Below are 12560 nucleotides of genomic sequence, written 5' to 3'. Positions count from 1 at the left end.
CATGCCACCCGCCGCCCGCGTGGGCGATGCCACCGGCCATCCGGGGGTGGTGGGCCCGCCCGGCGTGCCCACCGTCCTCATCGGCGGCATGCCCGCCGCCACCGTCGGCACCACCCACACCTGCGCCTTCCCGCCGCCGGCCGTCCACCCGCCGTCCGTGATCATCCCGCCGGGCTGTCCCACCGTGCTGATCGGCGGCAGGCCCGCCGCGCGGATGGGCGACACCGCTGCCTGCGGAGCCCCGATCGTCGTGGGCTGCCCGACCGTTCTGATCGGCGGGTGACGGACCGATGGGTGAGCAGTTCGTCGGAGCGGGCTGGGCGTTTCCGCCGCGTACCGATGCCACCGGATCCATCGCCCTGGTGCACGGCGAGCGGGAACTGGAGGAATCCATCCGGCTGGTGCTCGCCACCAGCCCCGGCGAGCGGCCCATGCGCCCGGAGTTCGGCTGCGCCGTCCACGACTACGTGTTCGCGCCCGCCGACGCCGGCACCGCCGGCCAACTCGCCTACGAGGTCCGGCTCGCGCTGGACCGCTGGGAGCCCAGGATCGAGGTCGCGGGCATCGACGTACGGTTCGACGCCGTCGAGGACGGTGTGCTGTACATCGACATCAGCTACATCGTGCGCGGCACCAATGACCCCCGCAACCTCGTCTTCCCGTTCTATGTGATCCCTCCGCACGAGGAAGGCGCAGGTTCGTGACACTGCCCAGTCCCAATCTCGACGACCGCAGGTTCCAGGGACTCGTCGACGACGCCAAGCGGTTCGTCCAGCAGCGCTGCCCCGAATGGACCGACCACAATGTGTCCGACCCCGGCGTCACCCTCATCGAGGCGTTCGCCACCATGGTCGACCAGCTCCTCTACCGGCTCAACCGCGTACCGGAGAAGAGCTACCTCTCCTTCCTCGACCTGATCGGCGTACGGCTGCACCCGCCGACCGCCGCCCGCACCGACGTCACGTTCTGGCTGTCCGCGCCGCAGCCCGAGACCGTACGTGTCAGAGCGGGCGCCGAGGTCGCCACGGTACGGACCGAGAGCGAGGAGGCGGTCGTCTTCACCACGTCCCGCGACCTGCCGATCGTGCCGTGCGCGCTGGACCGGCTGGCCACCCGCCACAGCGGGGGAGACAACGTCGACCGCACCCAGGAACTCGCCCTGGCACGGGACGTCCCCTGCTTCGGCGCGACGCCCGCCCCCGGGGACGCCCTGTACTTCGGCCTGACCAACCCCGTCCCCGCCGGTGTTGTCGTGCTGCGCCTGGACTGCCGCGTCGACGGCGTCGGTGTCGACCCCCTGCGCCCGCCACTGCGCTGGGAGGCGTGGGACGGCAAGGCGTGGGCGCGCTGTGACGTCGAGGAGGACACGACCGGCGGCTTCAACCGCCCCGGCCAGGTCGTCCTGCACCTGCCGAGCACGCACACCGAGTCCGTCATGGTGAAGAGGCCGGGCGGGTGGGTGCGCTGCCGGCTCGTACCCGCCGAGCCGGACCAGCCCACCTATCTGCACTCGCCGACGGTCCGCGAGGCGGAGGCGTTCACCATCGGGGGGACGGTCGACGCCGTGCACGCCGAGACGGTGAGGGACGAGGTCCTGGGCCTGTCCGAGGGAGTGCCCGGTCAGTCGTTCCATGTCGCGAGGCCGCCCGTCGTCCCCGGCGACGAGCCGTTCGTCGTCCAGGTGGCGGACGGCTCGGGCTGGTCGCAGTGGAGCCGCGTCGACGACTTCGCCCAGTCCGGCCCCGACGAAACGCACATGACGCTCGACCCGAACTCCGGCCGCGTCGACTTCGGCCCGGCCGTCCGGGAGCCCGACGGGACGATCCGCTACTACGGCGCCGTTCCCCCCAAGGGCGCGCCCGTACGGATCCGCGCCTACCGCACCGGAGGGGGACGCCGGGGCAACGTCGCCAAGGGGGCGCTGCGCGTGCTGCGCAGCTCGCTGCCGTTCGTCGCGCGGGTCGAGAACCGCCGGGCGGCCGTCGGCGGGGTCGACGGCGAGAGCGTGGAGAACGCGAAGGTCCGCGGGCCGATGACACTGCGCAGCCTGTACCGGGCGGTCGTCCCGCGCGACTACGAGCAGTTGGCCCGGGAGGTCGCGCCGGACGCCGCGAGGGTCTGCTGCGTCCCCGCCGGGGAGGGCGAGGAGAACGGGGTACGGCTGCTCGTGGTGCCCGCCGTCCAGGGCGACGACCAGGGGCGGTTGCGGTTCGACGACATGGTGCCGCCCCAGGAGACGCTGCGCGCGGTTGCCGACTATCTGGACCAACGGCGCCCCATCGGCACCCGCTTGGTGGTGGAGCCGCCCTACTACCAGGGCGTCACCGTCGTGGCGTCCGTCCTGGCCGCCCGCGGCACGGTCGCCGACTGGATCCGCGCCGAGGCGCTGGCGGCCCTGTACGGGTACTTCAACCCGCTCACCGGCGGACCGGCCGGGCAGGGCTGGCCGTTCGGCCGGCCGATCCACGCGGGCGAGGTGTACGCGGTGCTCCAACGGGTGCCCGGCGTCGACCTCGTGGAGGACGTCAGGCTCTTCCCGGCCGACCCGTTGACCGGGCAGCGCGCCGAGCAGACCACCAGGATCGTGCTCGACCCGTACGCCCTGGTTTTTTCCTACGAGCACCAACTCAGAGTGCGGGAGGCCTGAATGCGTGGCACCGTCCCGGGGCTGCCGACGCCCCACCCCCTGATGTACCAACTCCCCGCCGTGTATCTGGGGGAGGATTTCCTGCAGCGGTTCCTGGAGGGGCTGGACGAGGTACTGGCGCCGGTGCTGCTCACCCTCGACAACCTGCCCGCCCATCTGGATCCGCGCACGGCGCCGGACGACTTCCTGTCGTGGATCGCGACCTGGGTGGCCGTCGACGTGGACGGCGAGCAGGCTGCCGGAACCGGTGACGGGCGGTCCGCCGAGCAGCGGCGGGCGGCGGTCACCGGCGCGATGGAACGGCACCGGCGGCGCGGCACCCGGGGCGGGCTCGCCGACGCCGTACGGCTCGGATTCGGCGCGGAACCGGAGATCGAGGAGACGGGCGGCGCGTCGTGGTCCATGACCCCGCGCAGTCCGCTGCCCGGCCGGGCCGACGGGCGGCCCCGGGTCACCGTCCGGCTGCGAGTGGCCGACCCGGACGAGGCCGAGGCCGAGCGGCTGCGGCGGCTGGTGAGCGAGGAAGTGCCGGCGCATGTCGGTTACGACGTCGAACTGCTGCCCCTCGCGGAGGCGTCATGAGCGGCGGCGCCGGGCTGATCTGCCCGGACTGCGGCCACCGCAACGCGCCGGGCACGGTGTTCTGCGGATCCTGCGAGCTCTTTCTCGACTGGGAGCCGGACACGCGGGGCGGAAACGACGCGAACTCCGGGGCCGGAACCACCCCGGACGCGACGGCCTCCGGACCGGTGGCCCAACGGCCCGTGACGTCCGGGGCGGCGGGGGCGGTGAGCGGCGTGGCCGCCCCGCCGACCGGGGTGCCCGCGGCGCAGCCGTCCGGCGGGACCGGGACGGCGGTTCCCCCGGTCACCCCAGTTGCCCCGGTCGCCCCGGCCGGTCCCGCGCCGGAATCGGCGCAGGCGCGGACCGTACCCGCCGGGCCACCGGTTCCGGCGACGCCGGCCGAGGGCCGGGCACCGGCCCAGGCGCCGCCCTCGGTCCCGGAAGCCGGGCCCGAAGCACAGCCCGAACCGGCGGCGCGGAAGCCGGCGGGCCCGGTCGCCCCGGTACGGCCCCGGACACCGCCGACGCCGGCGGGGGTCCCCGGTACCGTCCGGCGCCCGGGGGAGCGGCCGACGGACCCGGTCGACGACGACCCGGCGTCGGACAGGGACTCGGGCGGGTCGGACACCGGAACCGCGGCCGCCTCCCGGACCGTGGCCCATGACCTGGTCTGTCCGAACTGCTCGGAGCCCAACCCGCGCACCCGCACCCTGTGCGTCCGCTGTGGCGCGGTCCTCGCCGCAAGAAAGGCGGACGAGGAGCGGCTGTCGTGGTGGGAGCGGCTGCTGCGGCGGATATTCCGGCGGACCCCCCGCAGGCTGACGGCCGGCGAACGCCCCGCGGGCCGGGCCTGGCGCCGGCCGAGCCTCGCGATCCCGCTGGTGCTGGTGCTGCTGCTGGGCGGGGGATTCCTCGCGCGGTCCTATCTGAGCAGCGCCTTCAACTCCGTCCTGGACCGGACGGCCAAGACCACCCCCGTCAACCCGGCGTTCTCGGAGGCGTCCAGCCAGCTCAAGGCCCATCCGGCGGCGGACGCCTTCGACGGCTCGAACAACGGGTACTGGGCGCCAGCGGTGGCCGGGGCGGGGCAGGGCCAGTATCTGGAGGCGCGCTTCGAGCAGCCGGTCAGGCTGGAGAAGGTCATCATCCACGGCGGGATCTCCGCCGACAAGGACGACTTCCTCAAGCAGGCCCGGCCCTCCGTGCTCGACGTCGAACTGAGCGGTCCCAACGGTGAGGTCGAGAAGAAGGAACTGAAGCTTGAGGACATGCCGGGACCGCAGACCCTGGACCTCAAGGGGACGAACATCCGGGCGGTGCGGTTCATCATCAGGTCCAGCTACGGCGCCGGGGAGAAGAACCGGCACACGGCGATCGCGGAGGTGGAGTTCTTCGGCAGGCGCTGACCCCGGGGGAGTGGCCCGGGGCCGGCCCGTCCCGGCCGGCCCGGGCCCCGTCCGGCGGATCTTGGTGAGTCCGCGACGCCGTAGCGACATCAGCCGCTGCTGCGGCGAGCGGCACCTCGCCGCGTCGCAGATCCGCCGGACACGCCCCGGGCATGTGGCCGGCCCCGTACCCCGGCGCCCTCCCCTACACCGGATGCCGGACGGAGGCGGACGGCGGGAGGCCCAGGGAGGCGAGCATGTCCGCGTAGCCGCGACGGGCCCGCGCGGTGTCGGCGGTGAGGCCGGCCTGTTCGCACGCCCGGATCAGGACGCGCCACGCGGTGTCGCGGAATCCGTCGATCTCCAGACAGAGTTCGGCGGCCTCCACGGCGTCCGCCGGACGGCGCTGGCCGAGCCGTATCTCGGCCAGCGCCACCGCCGAGCCGGCCGCCTCCCGGCGCAGCCGTTCCCGGTCGGCGGCCAGCCACTCGGCCATCCCGTCCTCGGGCAGCAGTTCGCCCGTGTACTGGTCCAGGGCGAGGCGGAACGCGTCGGCCGCGTCGTCCGGCCGGTTCTGGGCACGGGCGCGCCGGCCGTCGCGTACCGCGCGTTCGAATGCCGCGACGTCGCTGACGCTGCCGGGCGGCAGGGCCAGCCGGTAGGAGTCCCCCTGCCGTACGATCAGCCGCGATCCGCCTCTGGGCCGCTCCGGCTCCAGGAACGTACGCAGGCTGGAGACCGTCACCTGAAGGTTGTGCAGCGCCGACGCCGGTGGCAGCCCTTCCCAGAAGGCCGACAGCAGTTGGTCACGGTGGACGGGCCGTCCGGCGCGTACCGCGAGCAGCCGCAGCACCGCCCGAGCCTTGGGGCGCAGCCGCGACCAGTCCGGTTCGCGTCCCGCCACGCTGAACTCGAAGCAACCGAAACAGAGCACCGTCACACCTGGCACCGGCTCCGCCGCCGAGGTCCCCGATGCGGGGGACTTCGACGCCCCGGTCCGGGGTCTCACTTCCGTTCTCGGCCCGTCGGGGGCTTGGCCGGCGGACGACGGAGCGAGGGCCGCGAGCCAGCTCCCCAGCACGGTGTCCGGCAGCCTCGCGGACCGGGCGGTCGAGCGGGCCGCCTCCTGCAACTCCGCCCGGCCCGCTGTCTCCGGCGCCGCCAGAGCCATCGCGCCCATGGCCAGCGCCCGCGCACCCGGTACGTCGGCCGACCGTGCGAACGCCTCGGCCTGTACGGCGCGCTGCGCCGCGTCCGGAAGGTCGCGCCCGGTCTCGACGACGGCGAGGGCCGCCCGGCACCACGCTTCCAGGACGCTCCAGCCCAGCGCGCGGAACCGGCTGACGGCCTCCTCGAACCTGCCGACGCTGGGACGGCCGTCCCGTACCGTTCGCAGGCACCGCGCGAGTGCGGCGAGCGCGGCTCCCTCCCGGTCGCCGAGCCGGGTGCACTCGTCGAGGACGGCGGCCGTCTGCCCGGGGTCCTCGGGGTGCGGTCCCAGGCCCAGCAGGGAGCGGGCGGCCCGGCTGAGCCATGGATGGTCCAGCCGCTCGGCGTCGTACGCGATCCGCTGGAGCTCCTGGTACGGGACCGGGCCGGCCGGGCCGGCGGCCATGATGGCCAGCGCGGTGCGGGTCAACCGTACGGAGAGCCCGACCAGCGCGTCGTCTCCGGCCCCCACCAGGGTGCGGCGCAGGGCGGCGTCGACGGCCACGCCGCCGGTCAGCGCGGCGTCGATCCCCTGGAGGAGGAGCGTGGCCGATTCGCCGAAACCACCGTCGGCACCGCTTCGTGTGCCGACGGCGGCCGGTGCGAGAGCCGCCGACAGTGTGTCCTGGCCCGTGGCGAGCACGGCCGGCGGGGAGTCGATGACGGCCCCCGACCGCGAGGGCCTGCCGGTCCACCTGACGGTGTGCGGCTGCGGTTGTGTACGGGCCGGGCTGTCCGAACGGCCGATGGCACCGCACGCCACGGCCCGGCCCCGCAGCCGGACCAACTCGTCGCCGTCCACGGTCTCGGCGAGCCGGGCGCGCAGACAGTCCCGCAGAAGAGGTTCCGTGAGATACGTACGTCCGTCCGGCTCGGCGCGCAGCACCCCGTGATCGTGGGCCAGGCTCCACAGGGCGTCGCGGCTGTCGGCCCGGCCGGTCAGCGCCTGGCAGCCGGCGACGGTCAGCGGGTCCAGCAAACAGGTCGCGTCCAGGAAGTCACGCAGCCGGCCGGGCAGCGGGGCGAGGACCTCTCGCTCCAGGTAGTCGCGGGCGAACATCGCGTCGGCGAGGATCCGCTCCTGGCCCGCGTCGGGGCGGGCGGCGGCAGCACGGGCGAACAGCCGCAATGCGGCAGCCCGGCCGCCGGAGGCCCGGATGAGCGGCAACGCGATGCCGGGACTCAGCGTGGTGTCGTAAAGCTGATCGAACAGGCATTCCGCTTCCCAGGAGCGGAAACGTATCGCCTCGGCATCGACGACCGTGGCGCCCGCCGCCTCCAGCGCGGCGACGGGCAGACCGGGGGCGGGGCGGCTGCCGATCAGTATCCGGGGGTGGGGCGGGGCGAGCTGACCGAGGCGTACGACAAGAGCACGGACGGCCGGGGGCAGCAGGTGCATGTCGTCAATGACGATCAGCCGCCGGGCCGTGCCGCCGCGGCCCTTGCGCGGCGCCGTCCGGGACTGGTCCGGCGCCGCGAGGAGCCCGTCACCGGAATCCGCCGGGTACTCGAGTGCGGTGAGCAACTCCTGCTCGTCCGCGCCGAGTCTGGCCCGGTACCACGTCACCGGCCCCGGATGGCTCCGGGCCGCCTCGGCGAGCAGCGTTGTCTTGCCGAAGCCCGGCGGGGCGACGGCCAGTCCCAGCGCGCAGTCGGTGAACTGCTCCGTCAGACGTCCCCGGGACAGGGTCTCCAGGGTGGGTATCCGAAAGGTGGTCCACTGCTCCGGCGGTAATGTGCTCGTCATGTCCCTGCCTCCGTGATCGGCTCCCCGGACCCACTCGGTGGCGGTGTCCTTGCACTGTCACTGTTCCGCTGCTCATTTTGGTTGCGCGGCATTGCCGGTACGGGGAGACTTTCCTGGTCCCGGGCCGTGGATCGTACGTGGGGCGCACGGCAATGGAGGCCCTTCCTGGCGCTTTTCCTCATTCGGGGCGACGGGAAACAGCCAATCGCAAAGAGGCGTTCCCCGGAAGGGCCGGATGCAGCCAGTCCGTGGCGCGACCACGCGCGTCAGGAGGGCACGCGGCGGCCTCCTCCTCCGGTCTTCAGCGGCGATAGCCCGACGCCGAAAGGAAGGTCATTCGGCGTTGCCCCGTGCGGATGCCGGTCCAGGGCCGAGGGGCCGGCCGGTTCAAAAAGGAGTAGCGTTGACGACCTGACCGAGGAGCACCGCGGCGCCGCTCCTTCCGGAGGCAAGCCCATGGCCAGGTCTTATCAGCAGTCCTGCTTCCTCGCACGGGCGCTCGATGTGCTGGGCGAGCGGTGGACGCTGCTGATCGTGCGGGAACTCACCCTCGGCCCGCGCCGCTACGGCGAGCTCCTCGACGCGCTCCCCGGCATCGGGAACGGCCTTCTGGCAGCCCGTCTCAAGCACCTTGAGCAGTACGACGTCGTCCGGCGCACACGGCCGGCCGGGGCGGGGCGCTGGGGAGCGTACGAGCTGGGGGACCGCGGACAGGCCCTGGTTCCCGTTTTGAGGTCGTTCGTCGACTGGGGGGCCGGCCTGGAGGACCCGCCGCCCGAATACACCGACCGCACCGCCTGGAGTGTGACGGCCATGCGGCTGACGGCCCCTGCGGAGGCAGTGAGCTTTGACGCGCTCACGCAACTCGACGTAGGTGGTGAGGAATTCTGGCTGCACGCCGACGGTGAGCGGGTCCGGGCCGAGGTGGGACCCGCGCCGATCAGACCGGATCTGCGGCTGACCTGCGGCAGGGAGACATTCGATTCCCTTGTCAGGGGTCAGATGAGTGTGGAACACGCGGTCGCCGCGGGGGAACTCGTGGTCGCGGGCGATTCCGGCGCGGCTCGGTCGTTCTTCGAGATGTTCACCCTGCCCGACGGAACCGGCGGAGGCGTGGCAGAGGCCTGACCCTCCCTTGGACGCACCCGTGATGACCACGGATGACATGGTCTCGGTTCCCGCCTCGGAGAAACGATTCGTAATCCGGCTGTGCCGCCCGGAAGTACTCGGCGCCGAGCTCTTCGCCAATTCCTGCCTTGAAGTCAGAGGGCGGGGACGAAATAGGGGCCGCTGGTGTCGAAGTCGGTCCTGTGCTCGGTGACGAACTGCTTGATGGACAGCGGAGCGCGGTGGCCGATCTGCTCCACGTTGTGGTTGGTGCCGGCGAAGACGCCGTTCTGGTAGTCGACCGCGACGTTGCTCAAGTGCTGGACGAAGTGCGGGTGCGCTCCGCGTGCGGTCATGGCCGACGCGAACTCCTCGACACTGATGGGCTCGTAGTGCACCGGGAAGCCGAGCGTCGTGGACATGATCCGGGCGATGTCGTGGTGGTCCAGTTCGACCGGGCCGTGCAGGGTGGGGGCGGCACGGTCGTACGGCTCGGGGTCGAGCAGCAGGGCGGCGATCACGTAGGACTGGTCGGCCGCGGCGATCGGGGCGTGGCGGCCGTCGCCGAACGGAAGCCGGAGGTACCCCTGGCCGTCCCGCTTCTCCCACCAGTTCGTGAGCCACTCCGCGAAGAAGGTCGGCCGGATGTGCGTGGTGAGCAGGTCGGTGCGGTCCAGCAGGCGCTCGCACAGCCAGTGCTGCCGGGCGGCCTCGCTGCCCGATTCGCGGCGGGCGGAGATCTGCGACATGTTGACCACGGACCGGACACCCGCCTCGGTCGCCGCCTGGGCGAAGTTGGCGGTCGCCTCGATCAGGCCCGGAAGGATCGGATGGCATAGGTAGGCGCCCCTGACGCCCCGCACCGCGGCGGTCACACCGTCGAGATCGTGCAGGTCCGACACGGCGATCTCGGCACCGGCCTCGGCCAGTTTGCGGGAGCGCTCGTCCTCGCGGTGCACCAGGGCGCGGACGCGGTGGCCGCGCTCCAGCAGCAGCTCGACCGTCCCCCTCCCGGTCTTGCCGGTCGCGCCGGTGATCAGGAACAGCCTGTCGTCATGGGACATCTGGACACCTTTCGTAGGGCTTTTCTTCGTTCGCTCATATGTTCGCCTCGGTGTCACGGATGGAGGCGGCCCTCGTGGTTCAGTCACTGAACTGCAAACCTAGCAGTAGGCAGTTCAGTGAGCAAACTGCCGAGGGTAGGGTGGGTTCATGACTCTTCCCAGCACCTACGCGGACCGCAACTGCTCGCTGGCGCGGGCGATGGAGATCATCGGAGAGCGGTGGACGCTGCTCATCCTTCGTGACGCGTTCTTCGGGATCCGCCGGTTCGGGGACTTCGCCACGCAGCTCGGGATACCCCGCGCCGTTCTGACCAGCCGGCTGAAGCTCCTCGTACGGGAAGGGGTGCTCGCCAGGAACGACGACGGCGCCGGAACCGTCGAGTACCGGCTGACGGACAAGGGCATCGAGCTGTGGCCGGTCGTGCGCGCCATGATGGCCTGGGGCGACGCGTTCTACTCTCCGGCCGGAGCGAAGCGCGCCCTGAGCCACGACCGCGACGGAGGCCCGCTCGACCACGAGGGGCGCTGCCAGGAGTGCGGTTCAGTCGTGCCGGTCCCGGAGATCCGGATCGAGCCCGGCCCCGGATTCGATCCGGCGACCTCCGACCCCGATCCCGTATCCGCCCAGCTCAACACGGCGCGACGGCTCCTCGAACCGCTCACGGCCGCACGTACGCGGCAGGCCGACGACAGCAAGGTGTGACCGTCCCGTTGCGCAGAGATGACCTCGACCCGTTAGTTCAAAAAGGAGTAGTGTCGGCTACCTAAGCTTGAAGCATGCACTCCCGGAAGGGAGTCCCATGAGCATCATGAAGAAGTGGCTGGTGGAGATCTGCTTCAGCTCCGACACGGGAAAGCTGGTCCGCCATTTCTATGTGGTGGATGAGGCTTCCAGCAGCGAGCAGGCCCGTTCGGCTGTCAGTGAGCGGTTTGAGTTCCCGCGTGCGTGCACGGGCATGAACGGCGCGGAGTCGAACTGGCACTGGGGGCAGGTGCAGCGGTTCACCACGGATTCCGTCGGCCGGGTCGATCTCTGTCGGCCTGCGGTGAAAGACGGTGCGGGACCGCCGACGCCGATGGTCGGCGAACGGCACCCGGGCACGGATCCCGCGAGCCGTCCAGGCCGACTCCCCGGAGGAGGGGCGACCGGCGACGGCTACGACGACGAACGCCGGTGATGCCGCGCTCGCGGAGTGGAGTTGTCTGCCATACGACCGGGCTCAGCCGCCCAGGGACGCCACGTACGGATCGAGCTTCGCCGGATTCATCATCCAGAGGACGCGTTCGATGCCCCGTGCCGACACCTCGACGGACAGCAGGGCCGCCGCGTGCCCGTCGGACGAGACGAGGACGGCCGGCCTGCCGTTGGCCTCGACCCAGCGGATCTCCGACTGGGGCCAGAAACGCGGGGCGAAGGCGGCGAGGAACTTGGAGACGCGCACACGCCCCACGACCGGAATCCTGGACGCCCCGCGCACCCCGCCGCCGTCGGAGTAGCTGACCACGTCCGCCGTGAGGACCTCCTCCAGCACCGGCAGATCGCCCGTCTGCGCCGCGGCGAGGAACACCTCCATCAGACGCCGGTGAGCACTGGGGCTGACCGGCTCCCTGCGTTCCGCCGACAGATGCTTCCTGGCCCGGCTCACCAACTGGCGCGCGTTGGCTTCGCTCGTCTCCACGATGTCCGCTATCCGCTTGTACGGATAGTCGAAGGCCTCCCGCAGAACGTAGGCGGCCCGCTCCACGGGATTCAGCTTCTCCAGGAGGAACAGAACCGCCAGGCCGAGTGCTTCTGCCCGGTCCGCGCCCAACTGCGGGTCCACGCTTGTGTCGACCGGCTCGGGAAGCCAGGGCCCGATGTACGACTCGCGCCTCATCCTGGCGGACTGGGTGAAGTTGATCGCCAGGCGGGTGGTGACCGTGGCCAGGAACGCCGCCGGTTCACGGATGGCGGCCCGGTCGGTCCTCTGCCACCGGAGCCACGTCTCCTGAACGATGTCCTCGGCCTCCACAGCGCTGCCGAGCACTCGGTACGCGATGCCGAAGAGCCGGGGACGCGCCGCCATGAAATCACTTGTCGCCCGGTCGAGGGAGTCCGTGTCGTCCCGAGCGCCCATACGTGTCCCTCCAGTCCCGCAGCACCATGTTATGGGCGGCCACAGAAGGACGCGCGCCGTCAATCCGATGCCGTCACCATGTCACAGACGTATGGTCCACCCGGTCATCAGTAGGAGACGGCCATGGTGACGGACGTGAACACGCGCCCGACGGACGGTGTGCCGTACCCATGGCGACGTGAACCGATGGAGGTGCGACACGATGTCGGAGAAGGACACGGTGGGCGGGACCGGCGGGCAGCCCCGCTCGGAGAAGTGGAAGACCGCGGTGAGGACGCTGCAGGACGCCGCACCGCTCGTCATCCCCGAGGGTGCCTCGGCGATGACCATTCACATCGAGTGGGAGCCCGGAGACCCGGGAACGCCGCCGCACCGCCACTCGGGACCGGCGTTCGGGTACGTCATCGAGGGCGCGGTCCGTTTCGAACTCGAAGGCGAGCCCGAGCGTGTGGTCGAGGCCGGCGGGACGTTCTGGGAGCCGGGCGGTGACGTGATCCACTACCAGGACGGCAACGCGCTGACGGACGGACGGACCCGGTTCGTCGTGACCATGATGTGCGCGCCGGGCAAGCCCATGCTCGAACTGGTCGACGAGGACGAACTGGCACGGCGCGCACATCTGCGGGCCCCGCGGCCCGCTGCCTGACCTGCCGCTGTTGCCCGACCTGCCGTCGTCGGAAAGGCCGTCGGCCCCAGGACGTTCGTGCGGTCCGTGTTGTG

General features: G+C 71.7%; 11 protein-coding genes and 1 pseudogene. 9 read left to right on the top strand and 3 right to left on the bottom strand.

Translation table 11 applies throughout. The features are described 5' to 3' along the window. Position 1: 1 nt before the first annotated feature. Genes KQY30_RS05335 through KQY30_RS36195 form a run of 5 tightly spaced genes read left to right on the top strand, consistent with a single transcriptional unit; the run spans position 2 to position 4617 of the window. Entirely contained in the window at positions 2 to 283 is a 282-nt protein-coding gene (locus tag KQY30_RS05335; protein ID WP_046500474.1) for a PAAR domain-containing protein, read from the top strand. 7 nt (positions 284 to 290) lie between these two features. Then, positions 291 to 704 (top strand): GPW/gp25 family protein, encoded by a 414-nt coding sequence (locus KQY30_RS05330; protein ID WP_217305804.1) that lies wholly within the window; start codon positions 291 to 293, stop codon positions 702 to 704. Further along, complete coding sequence (locus tag KQY30_RS05325; protein WP_217305803.1) at positions 701 to 2647, top strand: putative baseplate assembly protein; 1947 nt, start codon at positions 701 to 703, stop codon at positions 2645 to 2647. Before KQY30_RS05330 ends, KQY30_RS05325 begins: the two co-directional genes overlap by 4 nt. Next, positions 2648 to 3229: a phage tail protein gene (locus KQY30_RS05320; RefSeq protein ID WP_217305802.1), complete on the top strand. Its 582-nt coding sequence runs from the start codon at positions 2648 to 2650 to the stop codon at positions 3227 to 3229. Then, on the top strand, positions 3226 to 4617 hold the full coding sequence (locus KQY30_RS36195; protein ID WP_254406959.1) for a hypothetical protein: 1392 nt from the start codon (positions 3226 to 3228) through the stop codon (positions 4615 to 4617). The genes KQY30_RS05320 and KQY30_RS36195 overlap by 4 nt, the downstream gene beginning before the upstream one ends. 184 nt (positions 4618 to 4801) lie before the next feature. Here the strand turns inward: KQY30_RS36195 and KQY30_RS05310 are convergent, their stop codons facing one another. Then, on the bottom strand, positions 4802 to 7552 hold the full coding sequence (locus KQY30_RS05310) for a BTAD domain-containing putative transcriptional regulator (RefSeq protein ID WP_217305801.1): 2751 nt from the start codon (positions 7550 to 7552) through the stop codon (positions 4802 to 4804). A 456-nt stretch (positions 7553 to 8008) separates the two neighbouring features. Between KQY30_RS05310 and KQY30_RS05305 the strand changes: the two genes are divergently transcribed. Then, positions 8009 to 8680 carry a winged helix-turn-helix transcriptional regulator gene (locus KQY30_RS05305; RefSeq protein WP_217305800.1) on the top strand — a complete coding sequence of 224 codons (672 nt, stop codon included), beginning with the start codon at positions 8009 to 8011 and terminating at the stop codon, positions 8678 to 8680. Positions 8681 to 8814: 134 nt separating this feature from the next. On the opposite strand, the gene KQY30_RS05300 is transcribed toward KQY30_RS05305, so the two are convergent. Next, positions 8815 to 9723, bottom strand: a complete 909-nt coding sequence (locus KQY30_RS05300) for an NmrA family NAD(P)-binding protein (RefSeq protein ID WP_217305799.1) — start codon at positions 9721 to 9723, stop codon at positions 8815 to 8817. Between the two features lie 148 nt (positions 9724 to 9871). On the opposite strand from KQY30_RS05300, the gene KQY30_RS05295 reads away from it, so the two are divergent. Both KQY30_RS05295 and KQY30_RS05290 read left to right on the top strand, forming a co-directional pair. Beyond that, on the top strand, positions 9872 to 10426 hold the full coding sequence (locus tag KQY30_RS05295; protein WP_217305798.1) for a helix-turn-helix domain-containing protein: 555 nt from the start codon (positions 9872 to 9874) through the stop codon (positions 10424 to 10426). 347 nt (positions 10427 to 10773) lie between these two features. Continuing rightward, positions 10774 to 10869, top strand: a pseudogene (locus KQY30_RS05290) (IS5/IS1182 family transposase); the annotation flags it as partial. 74 nt (positions 10870 to 10943) lie between these two features. Here KQY30_RS05290 and KQY30_RS05285 read toward each other — a convergent pair. Then, on the bottom strand, positions 10944 to 11840 hold the full coding sequence (locus KQY30_RS05285) for an RNA polymerase sigma-70 factor (protein ID WP_217305797.1): 897 nt from the start codon (positions 11838 to 11840) through the stop codon (positions 10944 to 10946). Between the two features lie 202 nt (positions 11841 to 12042). Here KQY30_RS05285 and KQY30_RS05280 point away from each other — a divergent pair, with 202 nt between their 5' ends. After that, entirely contained in the window at positions 12043 to 12486 is a 444-nt protein-coding gene (locus tag KQY30_RS05280; RefSeq protein WP_217305796.1) for a cupin domain-containing protein, read from the top strand. Positions 12487 to 12560 lie beyond the last annotated feature (74 nt).

Source organism: Streptomyces sp. GMY02 (assembly GCF_019056675.1).
GTDB classification, from domain to species: domain Bacteria; phylum Actinomycetota; class Actinomycetes; order Streptomycetales; family Streptomycetaceae; genus Streptomyces; species Streptomyces odonnellii.
Note: the sequence above shows the minus strand (reverse complement) of the source record. Positions and strands in the feature narration are given on the sequence as shown.